The sequence below is a fragment of the Cohnella sp. CFH 77786 genome (assembly GCF_019400745.1).
Taxonomy (GTDB): Bacteria; Bacillota; Bacilli; order Paenibacillales; family Paenibacillaceae; genus Cohnella.
Map to the genome: position 1 here is coordinate 25150 of NZ_WJIB01000002.1, position 17753 is coordinate 42902.

17 protein-coding genes are annotated in these 17753 nt (G+C 58.1%); 14 read left to right on the plus strand and 3 right to left on the minus strand.

Annotated features, from left to right (window positions below; translation table 11 throughout):
• Positions 1-43 precede the first annotated feature (43 nt).
• The 5 genes from GE107_RS03185 (at position 44) to GE107_RS03205 (ending at position 6392) form a co-directional block, all read left to right on the plus strand.
• Positions 44-1384, plus strand: coding sequence for a hemolysin family protein (locus GE107_RS03185; RefSeq protein WP_219638051.1), 1341 nt, complete (start codon positions 44-46; stop codon positions 1382-1384).
• Positions 1385-1456: 72 nt separating this feature from the next.
• Entirely contained in the window at positions 1457-1618 is a 162-nt protein-coding gene (locus GE107_RS03190; protein WP_219638052.1) for a hypothetical protein, read from the plus strand.
• Between the two features lie 419 nt (positions 1619-2037).
• Complete coding sequence (locus tag GE107_RS03195; RefSeq protein WP_219638053.1) at positions 2038-3438, plus strand: MBOAT family O-acyltransferase; 1401 nt, start codon at positions 2038-2040, stop codon at positions 3436-3438.
• 18 nt (positions 3439-3456) lie between these two features.
• Entirely contained in the window at positions 3457-4740 is a 1284-nt protein-coding gene (locus tag GE107_RS03200) for a DHHW family protein (RefSeq protein WP_219638054.1), read from the plus strand.
• A 23-nt stretch (positions 4741-4763) separates the two neighbouring features.
• A complete protein-coding gene (locus tag GE107_RS03205) occupies positions 4764-6392 on the plus strand; it encodes a glycosyl hydrolase (protein WP_219638055.1) in 1629 nt (542 codons plus the stop codon).
• A gap of 64 nt (positions 6393-6456) precedes the next feature.
• On the opposite strand, the gene GE107_RS03210 is transcribed toward GE107_RS03205, so the two are convergent.
• From GE107_RS03210 to GE107_RS03220, 3 genes are all read right to left on the minus strand, one after another.
• Positions 6457-7104, minus strand: a complete 648-nt coding sequence (locus GE107_RS03210; protein WP_219638056.1) for a nitroreductase family protein — start codon at positions 7102-7104, stop codon at positions 6457-6459.
• A 69-nt stretch (positions 7105-7173) separates the two neighbouring features.
• Complete coding sequence (locus tag GE107_RS03215; protein WP_219638057.1) at positions 7174-8334, minus strand: MFS transporter; 1161 nt, start codon at positions 8332-8334, stop codon at positions 7174-7176.
• A gap of 38 nt (positions 8335-8372) precedes the next feature.
• Positions 8373-9692 carry a multi antimicrobial extrusion protein MatE gene (locus tag GE107_RS03220; RefSeq protein WP_219638058.1) on the minus strand — a complete coding sequence of 440 codons (1320 nt, stop codon included), beginning with the start codon at positions 9690-9692 and terminating at the stop codon, positions 8373-8375.
• A gap of 197 nt (positions 9693-9889) precedes the next feature.
• Between GE107_RS03220 and GE107_RS03225 the strand changes: the two genes are divergently transcribed.
• From GE107_RS03225 to GE107_RS03265, 9 genes are all read left to right on the plus strand, one after another.
• Entirely contained in the window at positions 9890-10228 is a 339-nt protein-coding gene (locus GE107_RS03225; protein ID WP_219638059.1) for a hypothetical protein, read from the plus strand.
• A 22-nt stretch (positions 10229-10250) separates the two neighbouring features.
• A complete protein-coding gene (locus GE107_RS03230) occupies positions 10251-11327 on the plus strand; it encodes a tetraprenyl-beta-curcumene synthase family protein (protein ID WP_255570150.1) in 1077 nt (358 codons plus the stop codon).
• Between the two features lie 30 nt (positions 11328-11357).
• A complete protein-coding gene (pfkA, locus tag GE107_RS03235) occupies positions 11358-12326 on the plus strand; it encodes a 6-phosphofructokinase (protein ID WP_219638060.1) in 969 nt (322 codons plus the stop codon).
• 16 nt (positions 12327-12342) lie between these two features.
• Entirely contained in the window at positions 12343-12561 is a 219-nt protein-coding gene (locus GE107_RS03240) for a DUF3906 family protein (protein WP_219638061.1), read from the plus strand.
• A gap of 536 nt (positions 12562-13097) precedes the next feature.
• Positions 13098-13646, plus strand: a complete 549-nt coding sequence (locus tag GE107_RS03245) for an NADPH-dependent FMN reductase (protein ID WP_219638062.1) — start codon at positions 13098-13100, stop codon at positions 13644-13646.
• Between the two features lie 224 nt (positions 13647-13870).
• Complete coding sequence (locus GE107_RS03250; RefSeq protein ID WP_219638063.1) at positions 13871-14836, plus strand: DNA-binding transcriptional repressor DeoR; 966 nt, start codon at positions 13871-13873, stop codon at positions 14834-14836.
• Positions 14833-15504, plus strand: coding sequence for a deoxyribose-phosphate aldolase (gene deoC, locus GE107_RS03255; RefSeq protein ID WP_219638064.1), 672 nt, complete (start codon positions 14833-14835; stop codon positions 15502-15504). Before GE107_RS03250 ends, deoC begins: the two co-directional genes overlap by 4 nt.
• Positions 15505-15550: 46 nt before the next feature.
• Positions 15551-16879, plus strand: a complete 1329-nt coding sequence (locus GE107_RS03260) for a pyrimidine-nucleoside phosphorylase (protein ID WP_219638065.1) — start codon at positions 15551-15553, stop codon at positions 16877-16879.
• A gap of 12 nt (positions 16880-16891) precedes the next feature.
• Positions 16892-17725, plus strand: a complete 834-nt coding sequence (locus tag GE107_RS03265; RefSeq protein ID WP_219638066.1) for a purine-nucleoside phosphorylase — start codon at positions 16892-16894, stop codon at positions 17723-17725.
• The last annotated feature ends 28 nt before the right edge of the window (positions 17726-17753 follow it).

Genomic DNA, 17753 nt, shown 5'->3' on the forward strand with positions numbered 1-17753 from the left:
AAGGAGGTGTACCTATCTCCGGAAATCCGGCGATAGGGAATATTTGGACAGTGACCCTTTTCCGCTAGGCGTGAACTTGGTCATCATTGCATTGCTGGTTTTCATGAACGGCTTCTTCGTGGCGGCCGAATTCGCCATGGTCAAGGTCAGAGGCACGCGCATCGACACCTTGGTCCAAGAAGGGAACAAGCGGGCATCGTTCGCTTCCCACCTGACCAATCACCTGGACGCCTATTTATCCGCTTGCCAGCTCGGGATCACGCTCTCTTCCCTGGGACTTGGCTGGATCGGCGAACCGGCGATCGCGCGCATGCTTGAGCCGGCGTTCATAGCGATGAACATCAGCGAGTCGCTCGTGCATCCTCTCGCGTTCTTCATCGGATTCACGTTCATTACGGTACTGCATATCGTGCTTGGCGAACTGGCTCCCAAATCGGTCGCGATCCGCAAGGCCGAGACGGTCACCTTGCTGGTGGCATGGCCGCTCGTGTTGTTCCGCAAGCTGATGAGCCCTTTCATCTGGCTGCTGAACGGAACCGCCAACCTGCTGCTTCGTCCTTTCGGGATCGATACGAGGGAAGATTCGAACTCCGCCCATACCGAGGAAGAGATCCGGATACTCGTGAAGGAAAGCCACAAGAGCGGGCTGATCGACAAAACGGAATTGACCCTCGTGGACAATATTTTCGATTTCGCGGACACGAACGCCCGCGAAATCATGATTCCCCGCACCGAGATGATCTGCTTGTACGGCAACATGAGCTTCGCGGAGAACAAAGCGATCGCCCTGCGGGAGATGCATACGCGTTATCCGGTTTGCGAGACCGACAAAGACAGCATCATCGGCTTCGTCCACATCAAGGATCTGCTGAAGGTACCGGATGATGCGAATCCGGACATCCGCGAGCTGATGCGGCCGATTACTTCGGTGCCGGAAAGCATGCCGATCAGCGCGCTTCTGAAGCTGATGCAGAAGAAGAAGACGCAGATCGCGATGCTGATCGACGAATACGGCGGAACGGCCGGACTCGTGACGCTCGAGGACATCATGGAAGAAATCGTCGGGGAAATCCAGGACGAATTCGACGAGGAACGTCCCGACATCGAGAAGAAGGATGAGAGTACGTATTCGATCAGCGGGTTGCTGTTGATCGAGGAAGTGAACAGCCTCTTCAACCTGGATATCCCGTCGGACGATTACGATACGATCGGGGGATGGATTTACTCCCAGATCGAAATTCCGCCGAAGAAGAACCAGGTCGTCGAGACGGAAGACGGCGCCGTTCGCTTCATTATCGAGGAGACCGACCATCTTCGCGTCTCCCGCGTCACGGTGACCCGGACCGACGAAACCCTGTGGGATACGCAGGCGGAAACCGGATAGGCCGCGCCAAAAACAAAGCCCATGCTTCGCTGAGCCGGAGCATGGGCTTTTCATCGGGTAAAGTCCGATTCCTTGAGCAGGGAGGAGCGCCGGCGGCAGCTTCGCGATACGCTGCGGACAGCCATCGGGACATTTCCGAAGGCGGAGCAGGCAAGCGAGCCCGAGCTTCTCGAGCGGGTAGATTGCGGCGAATACGTTCGGGAGTACACGAAATCAGCGGCCGCAAGGCTATAGGCCCGCCGCGGCGTGTACAAAGCCTTGCACAATTCCTCGTATGAGAGGATCGAATGACGCAGAGGTCTTTTTGGACATGAGACGTTGGGAAGCGGCGACCGATCCCGGGTTTTCAACCGGGGAAAGGTCGCCGAGTTTTTTTGTTACAATGTGTCGGTTAATCGCAACATAATGCAGTCACTAGTAAGGCAATCCCTGAAATAAATAACAATTTCTTACTGTGCTGTTTTGGAGGAACACGCTAAGATGAGAAAAAACGAGCGAGAAAAAACGAATTACCGCACTGTGTTCCGCTGTTTTCCGGTCAGGCAAGGAATATGCTTACCAGCCTTTTCTCGCCTTCGTGTCGCCTTGGGTTGCCCCTGATTCCGATGATTTATGTTAAAATACAAAGAACTTCGTCTAGGGAGGGCGCTTTTTTGGTATTTTCCAGTATTCTTTTTTTATATTTCTTTTTTCCTCTGCTTTTGCTCGTCTATTTTGCCGTTCCGAAGACCAAGGTCCGCAACTGGATCCTCATCGTGTTTTCGTTCGCCTTCTACGCTTGGGGAGAACCGGTGTGGGTATTCTTGCTGATCGCGGCTTCCCTGCTGGGTTATCTGGCATCCCTCTACATTGACGTTCATAGGGGTACCCGCAAGGGGAAAATCGTATACGTTCTGTCGATTTGCTTTATTATCGGAATGCTCGGTTTTTTCAAATATACGGGTTTCGTGGTCGACAATCTGAACGCATGGTTTGGCCTCGGAGCGGCACCTCCGAACATCGCCCTGCCGATCGGCATTTCCTTCTTTACCTTTGAAATCATCTGCTACATGACCGATGTCCATAAAGGCGCCTTGCAAGCTCCGCGCTCGCCGATGAAGATGTTCCTGTACGTGTCTTTCTTCCCGCATCTGATCGCGGGTCCCATTATCCGCTTTACCGACATCGAAGAGCAGATGGACAACCGGAAGATTACGATGGCCGGTTTCAGCCAGGGGGTCAGCCGCTTTGTGATCGGCCTCGGCAAGAAAGTGATTCTCGCCAACTCCGTTGGCGAAATCGTACCGAACCTGATCGGCCCGGACAGCTCCGATTCTTTCCTGGGGGTCTGGTTCGGCGTTTGCCTGTACGCCCTGCAAATCTATTTCGATTTCTCGGGCTATTCCGATATGGCGGTAGGGCTGGGCAAAATGTTTGGTTTCACCCTGAAGGAGAATTTCGATTATCCGTACATCTCGAAGTCGGCAGGTGAATTCTGGCGCCGATGGAACATATCGCTGGGCGGATTTTTCCGCGACTACGTCTATATTCCGCTCGGAGGCAATCGGAAGCGCATGGTCCGGAATTTGTTCGTCGTCTGGTTTCTTACGGGTCTCTGGCACGGCGCAAGCTGGAACTTCATCATATGGGGACTCTATTTCGGCGTACTGATTCTGCTCGAAAGACTGTTCCTGCAAAAATGGCTGGAGAAATTGCCTTCGTTCGTCTCGCATCTATACCTGCTGGGTCTTATGCTGGTCGGTTGGGTATGGTTCTATTTCACCGACTTGAGCCAGGCTTGGACGACGCTGAAGATCATGTTCGGTGCGGAGTACCGGCCTTTCGTCACGTCGGAATCGTTCTACTTCTTCCGCGAAAACATGTACTTGTTCTTCGTGGCCGCGATCGCCGCTACCCCGCTCATGAAGAAGCTGGCGGACAAGCTGGCGGCAAGGCGGGGCGCAAGGGCCTTCGTCGCGTACGCCGCCCCGGTGTACAACTTCATCTTGTTGGCCTTGTCGACCGTCCTGTTGGTTGGCAGCACGTATAATCCATTTCTGTATTTCAGGTTCTAAACAAAGGAGCGAAGCAAATTGCAGTCTCGCCATTCTCGATGGAATATCGCGTTATTCCTCATACCCGTCGCCGTCATGTCCGTCCTGAACCTGGCCCAACCCGGCGGCAAGGCGCAATTGTCCGACATGGAAAAACGGGAGCTTCAGGCCTGGCCGTCGTTTTCGCTGGACAAGCTGTTCCATGGCGGCTTGCTTAAGGAGTACGACAATTATTTTTCAGATCATTTCGCCTTCCGAAACGCATTCGTCGAGCTCGGCACGTCCGTTAAAGCGCTGAAAGGAAGCAAAGGTTCCGACGGCGTTTCCCTCGTGGTGAACAAAGGCGGCAATAATATGGGCGAAGCGCTCGGAGGCGGCGGCGCTCGAGCGGCGGGCGCTTCTGGAGCGGAAGACGATAAGGGCGAAGTCGTCGCCGCCGAAGCTTCGAAATATTTGGTCATCAAGGATCGGGCGATGCTGCTGTACCAGTATTCCGCCGCGAGCGCGGAAGCGTACGCCAAGGCGATCAACCACCTTCAAAGCATGATCGGCCCGGATATCCGCGTGTACTCGATGTTGGTTCCTTCGCAGGTCGAATTCGTCGAATCCGAGAAGCTGCGCAAACTGTCCGATTCCCAGAAGCAGGCTTTCGAGCACGTTTACGAGTCGTTGAAGGCGCCGATCCGAACCGTTCCCGCGTATGCCAACGTGGAAGCCCACAAAAAGGACTATGTCTATTTCCGGACCGACCATCATTGGACGGCACTCGGCGCTTATTACGGATACGAAGCGATCGCGAAAACGATGGGGTTCCAGCCGGTTCCGCTGAGCGCTTACCCGAAGAAGGAGCTTCCCGGCTACCTAGGTACGGCGTACGCGGCGACCTTGAACGCGGAGTTGAAGAAGAATCCGGATACGATTGCGACATACCAGCCGACCGTGAAGCACGAATATAAGGTATATCGCGACGGGGTTCACGGAGTGAAGAAAACGCTGGTCGAGAACAAGATTCCGGCGGACGGCCGCGGAGGTTACGCCGTGTTCCTCGGCGGGGACTTCGCCATGAGCCGGATTACGACTGACGTCAAGAACGGCAAGAAGCTGATGATCATCAAAGACTCCTATGCCAACGCTGTCGTGCCGTTCCTGCTTCCCCATTTTCAAGAGATCGAGATCGTCGACCCTCGTTATTTCAAAGGGAATTTGGCCGCGGAGATCGAGAAACGCGGAATCACGGACGTTCTGCTGCTGAATGGGCCGGTCGTCACGACGTATTCCGGCATTGCGAAGCTGATCGAGGAGAAATTGGCTTATAAAGCGTGATGGGCAGGGGAGGAAGTCTTTCGTTGACGAGATGGATGGTTCGGGTTTGTTTTAGTCTGGCTGCCGCCGCGCTGCTATGGACGACAACCGCGTCGCCGCAAGCCGAGGCGGCGTTGGCGGCCAAAGTGAATGTATGGAGAGTATACGGCGAGGCGAATAAGGCGAAGGGAAAGAACGACTACAAGACCGCGATTGCCAAGTATTTGCAGATCGCTCCGCTGTTTGCCGAGAAGAAGGATTACAACAATGCCGCCCTGATGTACAACAATGCCGGCGACCTTCAATCCAAACTCGGTTTGTACGACGACGCGGTCGCCTCGTGGGATCTCGAAGCCGCTGCCTGGGCCATGGGCGGGAAAACGCAGGAATCCATTGCGGCGAAGCGCAAGGCGGACTGGATCCGCAGCCGGTTCGAGCTGTTCGTACAGGACGGTTCGGCAGCCGGCTCCGTTTATCACGGCGTGAAGTATGAACCGAAGAACGGCGCTCTGATCGGCGCTTATGCCGAAAACGACCCGGCGGTCCATGCCAGCAAAAACGGAGAAAAGTTTTACATGACCGACTTCCCCGAGCTCACGGGGAAGAAACATGCCATGTACCTGTTATATACGGTGTATGACCGGGATGCGGGCACGAACTTCTTCGAGTCCTACAAGCGCCATATCGAGATCGCCAAACGGGAAAACGTGGCGCTGGAGGTTGCCCTGCAACCGAGCAAAGGCCTGGATCAGGTCGAGGACGACGGCTATTTAAGGGAGCTGGCCCGCTCCGCCAAAGAAGCGGGCATTCCGATCTTCCTCCGCTTCGCCAACGAGATGAACGGCGATTGGGTGGAATGGTATTCGCCCGATCCCGCGACCTACATCGAGAAGTTCCGCGTGGTAGCCAAGGCGTTTCACGAAGAAGCGCCGAACGTCGTCATGGTGTGGTCGCCGAACTATTTCCCCCCGGATAACATCGAGAAATATTACCCGGGCGACGACGCTGTCGATTGGGTCGGCGTCAGCATGTACCAGACGTTTAACGGCAGCTTGGACCCTCTGAAGAAATCGGTCGACCGCTCCAGCTACGTCGAGAAATTCGACCGAATCTATAAGCTCTATGCCAAGAAAAAGCCGATCATGTTGTCCGAGGGCGCCGTATCGTATACGGATCCCGTCATGCATACCGACCGCAACGCTTGGGCCGCTTATCAGACCCGGGTATTCTATGAAAGCTTGCCTCTGCTCTATCCGGGCGTCAAGGCGGTCGTGTGGTTCGATGCCACGAAGAAGGAACGAGGACGGCTGAACTCGTATACGCTGTCAGCCAGTTCGGAATTGCTCGGGGCCTACAAGCAATCGATCGGGAACCCGTATTATTTATCCGCCGTCGGCGAAGAATCGGTGGCCGCATTCAAGCCGCTTGCATCGGGTACGATCACAGCCGGCCGGCAGACGATCGCCGCATACATCAAGACGGTGTCGCCGATTCTCGGCAAAGCGGAGTACTGGGTGAATGGGAAGAAAGCGGCGACGGTCACGTCGGCGCCTTGGAAGTTCGATTACGATTTTACTTCGTTCAAAGGCAAAACCGTGGATCTGACGGTCAAAGCATTCGATGACAAGGGCGTTATCGTCTCTTCCAAAACCGATAAGCTGACGGTTCGATGAAACAAAAACAACCGACCTCCGCCTGGATATTTCAGGCTGCAAGGTCGGTTGTTCGCTTAGCGGGTCATTTTACGATCGTGAGGATTTCGTCGATTTCTTTGCGGGGCAGTTTACCCGGCGTTTCGCTCGGATAGCCGAGCGCGATGACCATGTTCACTTGGCGGCTCTCGTCGATGCCGAGATATTCGCGAAGCGGCTTCTCCGCGAGCAGGACGGGGCCGGTCATCGGACAGGTCGCCATTCCCCGCGCGTGGGCGGCCAGCATCAGGTTCATCGAAGCGAGGCAGCTGCTTTTGATGCCTTCCTCGCGCCATACTTCGTCGTTCACGAGGCCGATCGGATCGAAGATCCGTTCGCGGAATTTCGACTGGTACGGGGTCGCGAGACACACGATAAGGGCGGGTGCGTCCGAGAAAGCCGTCGCGTAAGGGCCGAACGATTTGACGAGCAGCCGGCCTTCCCGGGAGAGGCCGCGTTCCTCGGCTTCCTGGGCCCGCTTGTGGAGCTCGTCCCACGTCATTTTCTCGATCGCCGAGATTTTGTCCGGATTCGTCACGACGACGAACTCCCACGTTTGCGAATTCGTGTCGCTGGGCGCGTAACGCGCGCAATCGATCAGTTCGCGAATGTCCTCTTCGGATACGGGCCTGTCCGCGAATTTACGGATGCTTCGCCGTTCCTGGATAAGCTGTTTGAGTGCGCTGTATTCCATCGTTGTTCTCTCTCCTTCCCCCCTATTATAGTGGCGGGGGGAGGGGCGATCAAGAAGCGAATCCGCCGGTTAAGGCGCGGTGCGCCGGAAGTGGAACAACAGGAAGCCCGCGCAGCCCAGCAGGGCGAATACGGCTCCCGCCCGGAACAGGGCGGCGAGGCCGAAGGCGTCGTACAGCCAGCCGCCGACCGTTCCCGCCAGCAGCCCGGCGATGCCCGTCCAGACGACGCCGAACACGGCTTGTCCGGAAGCGCGGTATTCCTCCGGTATGAGGGACTGAAGGCAACGGAGCGCCGTGATATAGAAGATGCCGAAGGTCACGCTGTGCATCGCCTGGATCGCGACGAAGCCCCAGGGCTCCGTCGTAACGCTGAGCAGCAGCATCCGAACGACGTACATGAAGCAGGCGACCGCCAGCAGCGGGAATTCGCGGAACCGATGCCCGAATTTGGACAGCAGGAAGAACACCGGGATCTCGCTGGCGGACGAGGCGAGGGACGCGATCCCGATGACCGAATCCGGCGCGCCATTGTCTCGCATCGCCACCGAGAGGAATCCTTCGTTCATTCGGTGGGAGACGGATACGAGAGCAATGAAGACGAAAAAGCCGAACGTTTCTCGGCGGCGCAGCACGGCCCATAACGCGCGGAATTCGAACTTGCGCATGGACGCCTGGTAATCCGCCACGAACAGGGAGAATACGAGCGAAGCCGTAACCGTCCCGAGCGCAAGGGAGATCGTGAGGTCCGAGCCGTACGTTTTCAGCAGGTAACCGAAAATAACGGCGCTAATCGCGTAGCCGAGCGAGCCGAACATCCGGATGGACGGGAAGCTCCGTTTCATGCGGTCGGCCGCCAGCAGCGTCAGGCTGTCCAGCATCGAGTTGATGGGTGTCTGGAACAGATAGAAGAGCGCCATGACGGCGGACATGATGCCGAATTCCCGCTGCGGAAGCAGCAGGGCGAGCGCCAGGATTTGACCGAGGTACAGGAGGCTGACCATCCGGCGAAGGCTCTTGGTCTTGTCGCTCAGAATGCCGACGAGCAGGTTGGACACGATCGACAGCACGGGGCCGACCGAATAGATCGCCCCGATCTGCAGCTTGGAGAAGCCCAGACTGTAGAAATAGAGCGGAAAATAAGTCATGATCAGGACCATCGTGGCGTAGGAAGCGAAATGCAGCGAGCGCAATACGGTCATTTGACGGGACGGGGCGGCGTTAACTTTCATCGTTGGTTTTCTCCTGTTCCTCTCCTGCTGTTGCGATTCTAGGATGACTGGGCGAACGCAGACTGCGATTTGATACGATTGCGTCGGTACATCCACGAGAGCAGAGCCAGCTCGGCGACCAAGCCGCCCGATTGGGCGAGCGACCCGAGGATGCCGCTCCAGTGGGGGAGCATCGCTGCAAGCGCGGCGACGAGCAAGGCCGTAACGGAAGCGTTGGCGAGCTGGGAGCCGAACATCAGCTTCGTTTCCCCGCGGGACATGACGAAGCCGTTTAACGTATCGAGCCACGGAAACGCGAGCACGAACGGCAAAAAGCCCCGGAGGGCGAGCAAGCTCTCCTCGAGCAGATCTCCGCGGACGCCGAGCGCGTGGGCGAGCATCCACGGGCCTGCCGGCGTATAGGCGAGCAGAACGAGGAACACCGCCGGCACGAAGCCGAGCGCGAGCGTAAACCTGCGGACTTGGCCGGGATCCGTCTTGCCGAAGTGCAGCGCGATTTGATGGAAATAGGTAAAGAAGCCCAGCATCAGGTTCATCAGGCTGCCCGCGACGGCGAAGGACGCGATCGCCAGCGTCGCCCGCTCGGTGGTTCCGAGCACCGCGTTCAGGATCGGCATGACCCACACGACGATCAGGGAAGAGAACAGGAGCGGATTGTAAAAGGGAAGCACCTGCTTCGGACCCGCGACGGTGCTCTCTTCCGCGCGATCGGGCAATTGCTTGACCAGCCTGCGGCATTCGATCCAACTGAGCGTAGCTTCAATGATCATGCCGAAGACGAAAATGACGGCTCCTTGCAGAGCGGTCGTGATGCCGGCGCGGATGAATAGTTGGGAAAGGATGACCATCCCGGTCAAGCGGAACACCATGCCGACGGTCAGCCACTTCGTTCTCATCCGATAGATGATGACCCCTTGAAAGAGACACCTCAGTCCGGAAAAAACCGACAGGAACATGAGCGCCTGCCAAGATCGCACGGCTTCCGCGCGCACATGGGCGTCGGCGCCGAAGGCGACTCCGAACACCCAATGTCCCACCGGGCTATATGCGGTCAGCGCCCCGAAGACGAGCGAGGATCCGAATACCCAAAATGCGACGGTGCGAACGGCGCGAAACGAGGTCCGATCCCGGACAAGCGCCGAACAGGTCTGGCGGAGCAGGACCGCCGGTCTCTCCGTCACGGCCAGCAGGCTCATGCCGAGCGCGTACCCGGCCAGAATCGTCTCCGGATCGGGCGCGCGGGCGAGCGTGCCGTTGATGATGACATGGGATAGATTGATCAGGACAACGGACAATCCCATCGGAATGAAAAAAAGAAACAGCCGCCTCATGGTGACCGGGCCGTCCGAAGGTTTCATGGTTCAGGCTCCTTTGCCCGGATCGGTTCAGGTTGTGCGAATGCTAGTATTATAACAGATTCCGACAGCTTTTTACGTCCGTTTAACAGAACGCGGACAGAACATTTGCGCTGGATTTCACATGGCCGTAGTGATACATTATAGGATGATGCTTTCATCCAAACTTCAATTAGAGCGCGAAAACGGAAGGAATGGCGATGGGAGACAACGGGTGGCTGGACCGTCAATTCGCATGGAGCGAACGGCTCGGCATTCATTTGCCGTCCCTGGAGACGGATTGGGATTCGCTCGGCCGCGAGCGGCAAACGGCCGTGCTCGAGTTTTGGGAGAACGTTAGGGGAACGATTCCGGACCGCGTCAAGCGGTTCGAAGAAGAAATCAAAGTCAAACAGGATCGCCTGTCGGCGGAAGAAGATTTTGGCGCTTCCTGCCGGCTGAACGGGGAAATCGCCGAGCTGGCCAGCCGGATCAACGATTTGCACATCTGGTTTCGCACCCAGCAGGATCTTGACGAGGACACCAAGAGGCATGGCTGACCGAGCAAGCGGAGGACGCGGAATGGAACACGATCGCATGGCGGGCCGATGTCCGAAGGGACCGGTCTCGCTGATGTCGCGAGTATACAAGTATATCTTGCCGGGCGTACGCTCCGAGCTTGCCGGGTGGCGCGCCGCGGCGGAAGCGATCCCGGATCCCGAGCTACGCAAGCAGGCGCTCGACAGCATGAACGGGAAGCAGTTTCACTGCGAGGGCGGAGCGGTCTACGCAGCGGCTCGGCTGGATTTGCGGGACGTTCTGATCCCGCTCATCGTGGCCTTGCAGACGATCAGCGATTACTTGGACAATTTGTGCGACAGGAGCACTTCGCTCGACGCGGAAGATTTCCGGCTGCTTCACCGCAGCATGCTCGACGCGGTTACCCCCGGGGCCCCTCTGACCGATTATTACGCGCTGCGGCGGGAGAACGACGACGGCGGCTACCTCCATGCCCTCGTGCGCAGATGCCAAGCGTCGATCGCCGAGCTTCCCGCCTACGGCCGGGTGCAGGCGCATGTCCGGGACCTGGTCGGATTGTACGGCGACCTGCAAGTGTACAAGCACATTGCCAAGCCGGAGCGGGAGCCCGAGCTGCTCGCCTGGTGGGAACGGCATAGATCCGAGTATCCGGAACTGCTTTGGAACGAGTTCGCCGCGGCGACCGGATCGACCCTCGGCATGTTCATGCTGTTCCTCGCGGCCGGAGATCCGGATCTGACGCCGGAAATGGCCGACAACATCCGGAAAACCTATTTTCCGTCGATCTGCGGGCTTCATATCTTGCTCGATTATTTGATCGACCAGGCCGAAGACCGGGAAGGCGGAGACTTGAATTTCTGCAGCTATTTCAACAGCCAAGAGCATCTGGACGAGCGCATGCTGCGGATGGTCCGGTCGGCGCGCCAGTCGGCGGACCGCCTGCCGAACCCGTCTTTCCACCGCATGATCGTCGAAGGGCTGATCGCCCTTTATTTATCGGACCCCAAAGTGAAAGGACAGAGCCAGGTTCGACGAACGGCCGGCCTGCTCATGAAGGGGAGCCCGTGGACCCGCTTGTTTTTCTGGCTGAACAGCCATTGGATACGCAAAGCCATGTAGCTCGCGACTAGAATGGGGAGGACTACGAACATGAGTGCAGTCAAAAGGATTGCCGTTCTGACGAGCGGCGGGGATTCTCAAGGCATGAACGCCGCCGTCCGCGCGGTCGTCCGCGGCGGTTTATACCGCGGTTTGGAAGTTTACGCGATCCAGCGGGGATACCAGGGGCTTCTGAACCGGGAAATCCGGGAAATGGACCTGCGGAGCGTCGGCGACATCATCCAGCGGGGCGGTACCATCCTGCAGACGGCTCGCTGCAAGGAATTCATGACGCCGGAAGGACAGCAGCGCGGCGCCGACATCCTGCGCGAATTCGGCATCGACGGCCTCGTCGTGATCGGCGGCGACGGATCCTACCAAGGGGCGCTTCGGCTCAGCCGTCTCGGGATCAAGACGATGGGCTTGCCCGGCACGATCGACAACGACATTCCGTTCACGGATTTCACGATCGGCTTCGATACGTCGGTCAGCATCGTGGTGGACGCGATCAACAAACTGCGGGACACGATGACTTCCCACGAGCGCGCCTCCGTCGTGGAGGTCATGGGCCGGCACTGCGGCGACATCGCGCTGTACGCGGGACTGGCCAGCGGCGCGGAAGCGATCCTCGTGCCGGAAGTGCCTTTCGATATCAAGGAAATCGCTCTTCATATGAAACAAAATTTCAAGAACGGCAAGCGCCACGGCATCATCGTCGTCGCGGAAGGCGTCGGCAGCGGCGAGAGCATCGCCCGCCAAATCACCGAGCACAGCGGCATCGAGCCTCGCGTGACCGTGCTCGGCCATATCCAGCGCGGCGGATCTCCGACGCACAATGACCGCATCCTGGCGTCGAGGCTGGGAGATTACGCGGTGCAGCGTCTGATTGAGGGTGATTCCGGCAAAGCTCTCGGCCTCGTCAAGGGCGAGTTTGTCGCGACGGACATCGAAGTGGTCTGCCAGTCGAAGAAGCCGTTCGACATCGAAATGTACGAATTGGCCAGACGGCTGTCCCAATAAGAGAAGCGGATAGCGAATGGCGGAGGGCATGCCGTTGTACTTGTACAAGCTGGAAGCGCAAATGCCGGACAGGCAGGCCGTGTTGGTCATTTTGGCGGAAACGGATCTCGAGGCGATGGAAGAGGCTGAGGTTCATTTGTCCAAGCATTTTATCGGGGCGCCGGAGATCAAGGAAATCGTCTTGATCGAGAAACGCAGGGCGAACAAGGGAGCGGGTTACGTCATCGAGACGTAGCCTGTTTTTTTGTTTGATCGTAACCATCGAAGCCGCTTTATTTTGAGGGATTCCAAGAATAGTTGGTAAACTCCCGCTAAATCCCATGGATTACGCCTCAAGAAGCAAATTAACGGGAAGGTTACCACTAACCCGCTGCGACCCGGGTTACTCGTGTAAGATGGCTGAAATTAGCGGGTGGCTTTCCAGCTAAAGTCCGTATGGGGTTTGCAAACGGAATTAATGGGAGGTTTTCCAAGTCAATGAGGAGTCGTGACGTTGAGTCTCAATTGAATAAAAGGCGAGGCGCTGACAAGTTATTCGTTGTTCCCGATGCCTCGAATACATACGATTCCATCTCGAGTCAACCGTTCCTAGCCGATTGTGCCTCGATTGCGTGAGAGTCACTGCTGGCTCACGGCCAGAACGCCACCGTGACTCGAAAGGATAAGTGACTCAGCCGGAAGGGAGATTCACTTATTCTTCACAAGACGAATTGACATGCGACAATTTACATACTAATATGTATGTAAAGTTGAGAAAGGGAGGTTTTCCCAATGAACGTCGCCATCCTGGCGGGGAGCGCCCGCCGAGAATCCGCCAGCACGAAAGTCGCCCGCTATATCGGCAAGAGACTAAACGCCCTCGGGCACAATGCCCGCGTTTTCGATTTGCGGGAGACGCCGCTTCCCCTGTACGATCCGGACGAAGATGCGGTGCCGGAGCCGGCCCGCGCGCTGGCGCAGCTGGTCGCCGAGAGCGATGCCGTCGTTCTGGCAACGCCGGAATACCATGGCAGCCTGTCCGGGGTTCTCAAGAACGCTTTGGACTATTTGGGCGCGGAAGAGTTTGACGGAAAAGTCGTCCTGTCGGTAAGCGCGGCAGGCGGAGCGGTGGGTGTCAGTTCGCTGACGCACCTTCAAACGATCGTCCGGAACTTGCACGGCATCAACTGCCCGGATTGGATCTCCGTCGGCGGCGACCAGAGACGTTTCGATGCCGAAGGAAATCCGCTCGACGAACGAATGAGACTTCGGATTGAGAACGTCCTGGAAACGTTTGTCCGGATGAGCCGGCAGTTGAGCGCAAGCATCCCTCAACCTTAAATCCGAACATTTCGTACTGGAACAGCCTTCTTTATTCGGAAGGCTGTTTTTATTCGGCCGAAAATGGGGAAAGAATTCGGCAAAGGCGACAGAATCCTGCAGGACAGACGTTGAAATCGGGCGATTTTTCCATTATAATAGCTACGAATCGGGACCGAACAGAATTTCACACTTGCTGAACAGAATTTCACAATAATTCGATGAATGAAAGCGTGTGACATTCGTTGGATAACGACAAAATCAAAAAAGCGCTGGAAGCGGCCAAGCTATATTATCAGCTGGACTACAGCCAGAGCCAGATCGCGGAGCTGCTCGGCGTTTCCAGGCCGACCGTGTCGCGGCTTCTGCAGCAGGCGAAGGCGGAAGGGATCGTCCGGATCGAAATCAGGGATCCGACCGAAGACGTCGAATCTCTGCAGGCCGCTCTCAAGGACAAGTTCGGGTTGCGCGACGCGATCGTGGCCAATACCCCCACCTACGAAGATGAGCTCGTCAAGAAGTGCATCGGGCAGGCAGCGGCGGATTATTTGGGGGAAATCCTGAGGGACGGGGACACGATCGGCGCCTCATGGGGTTCCACCATGTACCAGGTCGCCCGGCATTTGAAATCGAGGACGCTCAAAAACTCCTTTGTCGTCCAATTGAACGGGGGCGTCAGCGACGCCGATGTCCGGATATCCCCTTCGGAAATCGTCCACCGGTTCGCGCAGGCTTTCCATGTCACGCCTTATTTCATGTATTTGCCTGCGATTGTAGATCATACTCTCGTGAAGCAAGCGATGCTGTCCGACCGGCACATCCGCCGGGTCATGGACATGGGAGTCCAAGCGAACGTGGCCGTGTTTACGGCGGGGGCGCCAACGCCGGATTCCGTTCTCCTCGGCTCGAACTATTTTCGGGAGGATGAATTGGAGGCGATCCGCGCGCGCGGCGCCGGCGACATCTGCTCCCGCTACTTCGACGAGAACGGGGAGATTTGCCTTCCCGAGTTGAACGACCGGACGGTCGGCATCGAACTGGCGGATCTCCGCGGCAAAGAACACGCCATTCTTGTGGCCGGCGGCGCAGCCAAGGTGAACGCGATTTTCGGCGCGCTGCAGGGACGGTACGGCAACACGCTGATCACCGACCAGATAACGGCTCGGGAATTGCTTGACAAATGGGAACGACGGGAGTCGATAACGAAATGAAACCGGAACAAATCGCGAAAATGATCGACCACACGCTGCTCAGCGCCGTGAGCACGAAGGACGATATCCTGAGAATCTGCGGCGAGGCGAGAAAATACGGCTTTGCGACGGTGTGCGTCAATCCTTATTGGATTCCGGTTGCCGTCCAAGCTCTGGCTGGAAGCGGCGTCGGCGTCGCCACGGTCGTGGGATTTCCCCTGGGCGCGAGCCGGACGGAAATCAAAGCCGCCGAGGCGAAGGATGCGGTGGAGGCCGGGGCGACCGAAATCGACATGGTGCTGAATGTCGGAGCGCTCAAGTCAGGAGACCGGGAGGCGGCGCTGCGCGACGTGCGAGCCGTCGTCGAGGCTTGCCGCGGGAAAGCGGCCGTGAAGGTCATTATCGAAACGTGTTACTTGACCGACGAGGAGAAGCGGGAAGCTTCGCTCATCTGCAAAGAAGCGGGGGCGGACTTCGTGAAGACGTCGACGGGCTTCGGCACGGGAGGGGCCACCGTGGCCGATATCGAGCTGATCCGGGCGGTCGTCGGACCGGAGATGGGCATCAAGGCTTCCGGCGGCGTCCGCGGCCTCGATTTCGCCGAGAAGCTGATTGAAGCGGGCGCGACGCGGCTCGGAGCCAGCGCCTCGGTCGCCATCGTGACCGGCGGCAAAGGCGAAGGCTATTAGGGAATCGGATAACGAAGCGTACGGACGGAAGGAAAGGAGGCATTCCATGAGAACGGTGGATTTGATCGCGAAAAAACGCGACGGGGGCGAACTGTCCCAAGAGGAGATCGCGTTCCTCATCCGCGGTTATACCGACGGGGCGATCCCGGACTACCAAATGTCCGCGCTTGCGATGGCCGTCTATTTTCAAGGCATGACGCCGCGGGAACGGGCAGACCTCACGATGGCCATGGTCGATTCGGGCGACCGCATCGATCTGTCCGGGGTCACCGGCATCAAAGTCGACAAGCACAGCACCGGCGGCGTCGGCGATACGACGACGCTGGTGCTGGCCCCGCTCGTCGCTTCGGTCGGCGTGCCCGTGGCGAAGATGTCCGGCCGCGGTCTCGGCCACACGGGAGGGACGATCGACAAGCTGGAGTCCGTGCCGGGCTTCCACGTGGAAATCGACAACGAGCAATTTTTAGAACTGGTCAACCGGAACGGGCTCGCGGTCATCGGCCAGAGCGGAGATCTGACACCCGCCGACAAGAAGCTCTACGCGCTCCGGGACGTAACGGCAACCGTCGAGTCGATCCCGCTTATCGCCAGCTCCATCATGAGCAAGAAAATCGCGGCGGGCGCCGACGCCATCGTGCTTGACGTGAAGACCGGCGACGGGGCGTTTATGAAAAAGATGGAGGATACCCGGGAGCTGGCGCAGGCGATGGTCGATATCGGCAACCGGGTTGGCCGGAGAACGATCGCGGTCATCTCCGACATGAGCCAGCCCCTCGGCTATGCGATCGGCAATGCCCTGGAAGTCAGGGAAGCGATCGATACCCTGAGAGGGCAAGGGCCGGCGGATTTGTACGAGCTCAGCCTGACGCTCGGAAGCCACATGGTCGTGCTGGCCGGCAAAGCGGCCGACGCAGAGGAAGCTCGCCGCCTGCTGGAAGCGTCCGTCGCTTCCGGCCGTGCCCTGGAGACATTCAAAACTTTCCTTGCCGCCCAAGGAGGAGACGCTTCCGTGGTCGACCAACCCGAGCGGCTGCCAACAGCCGCGTACCGGATCGAGGTTCCGGCGCGATCGGAAGGATACGTATCGGGAATGGCAGCCGAACGGATCGGGACGGCGGCCATGATGCTGGGCGCCGGCCGGGCGACGAAAGATTCGGAGATCGATTTGGCGGTCGGCATCGTCCTGCGCAAGAAGGTCGGCGATCGGGTCCGGCAAGGTGAATCGCTGGCGACGATCCATGCGAACAAGGAACAGGTGGAAGAAGTGCTCGAAAACCTCTACGCTTCCATCGCCATCGGTTCGCAGCCGGCAGCCGCGCCTCCGCTCGTTTACGGGGTTGTGGAAGGGCAAGACGGCAACGGCGGGATTCGATAAGGAGGGATACGAATGGGACGATTGCTTGAACGGCTGCAGGAAACGACGACGCATTTGGCGTCCCGAACGGAGATCCGCCCGAGAATCGGATTGATCCTGGGTTCGGGTCTGGGCGAGCTTGCCGATCAACTGGATCGTGCGGTCGCCGTAGACTACGGGAACATCCCGCATTTTCCGGTTTCCACCGTGGAAGGGCATGCCGGAATGCTGGTCTTCGGCCATTTGGAAAACCAACCGGTCGTGGCGATGCAGGGTCGCTTTCATTACTACGAAGGTTACTCCATGCAGGAAGTGACGTATCCCGTGCGCGTCATGAAGGAGCTCGGGGTCGAAACCCTGATCGTGACGAACGCGTGCGGCGGCATGAATCCCGCGTTCAAGGCCGGCGATCTGATGATCATCCGCGACCATCTGAACATGACGGGCGCCAACCCGCTGATCGGGCCGAACGAACCGACGCTCGGGCCGCGCTTCCCGGACATGAGCCGGGCGTATACGCCGGAGCTTGCCGAATTCGCCAAGGCGACCGCGGCATCGCTAGGCATCGAGGTGCAGGAAGGCGTCTACGCGGGGATATCCGGACCGAACTACCTGGCCGCAGCGGAGCTGAGAATGCTGAGGCTGCTGGGCGGCGACGCGGTCGGGATGTCGACCGTTCCCGAAGTGATCGTGGCCAGCCATGCCGGTCTTGCGGTCATCGGGATCTCCTGCGTGACCGACATGGCGATCGCCGACGAGCTCGAGCCGCTGACGCACGAGCAGGTGATGGAGGTCGCGGGCCGGACGAAGCCGAAATTCATTTCCTTGGTCAAAGCCATCGTCGGCGGTCTGCCATCCTTAAGGTAATGTGGCGTACGGGATGGTTTTCCCGGGA

Coding starts and splice junctions, on each gene's coding strand:
- GE107_RS03265 (WP_219638066.1), top strand. CDS start 16,892: ATGGGACGATTGCTTGAACGGCTGCAGGAAACGACGACGCATTTGGCG.
- GE107_RS03225 (WP_219638059.1), top strand. CDS start 9,890: ATGGGAGACAACGGGTGGCTGGACCGTCAATTCGCATGGAGCGAACGG.
- GE107_RS03240 (WP_219638061.1), top strand. CDS start 12,343: ATGGCGGAGGGCATGCCGTTGTACTTGTACAAGCTGGAAGCGCAAATG.
- GE107_RS03210 (WP_219638056.1), bottom strand. CDS start 7,104: ATGGAATACAGCGCACTCAAACAGCTTATCCAGGAACGGCGAAGCATC.
- pfkA (WP_219638060.1), top strand. CDS start 11,358: ATGAGTGCAGTCAAAAGGATTGCCGTTCTGACGAGCGGCGGGGATTCT.
- deoC (WP_219638064.1), top strand. CDS start 14,833: ATGAAACCGGAACAAATCGCGAAAATGATCGACCACACGCTGCTCAGC.
- GE107_RS03220 (WP_219638058.1), bottom strand. CDS start 9,692: ATGAAACCTTCGGACGGCCCGGTCACCATGAGGCGGCTGTTTCTTTTT.
- GE107_RS03245 (WP_219638062.1), top strand. CDS start 13,098: ATGAACGTCGCCATCCTGGCGGGGAGCGCCCGCCGAGAATCCGCCAGC.
- GE107_RS03260 (WP_219638065.1), top strand. CDS start 15,551: ATGAGAACGGTGGATTTGATCGCGAAAAAACGCGACGGGGGCGAACTG.
- GE107_RS03215 (WP_219638057.1), bottom strand. CDS start 8,334: ATGAAAGTTAACGCCGCCCCGTCCCGTCAAATGACCGTATTGCGCTCG.
- GE107_RS03230 (WP_255570150.1), top strand. CDS start 10,251: ATGGAACACGATCGCATGGCGGGCCGATGTCCGAAGGGACCGGTCTCG.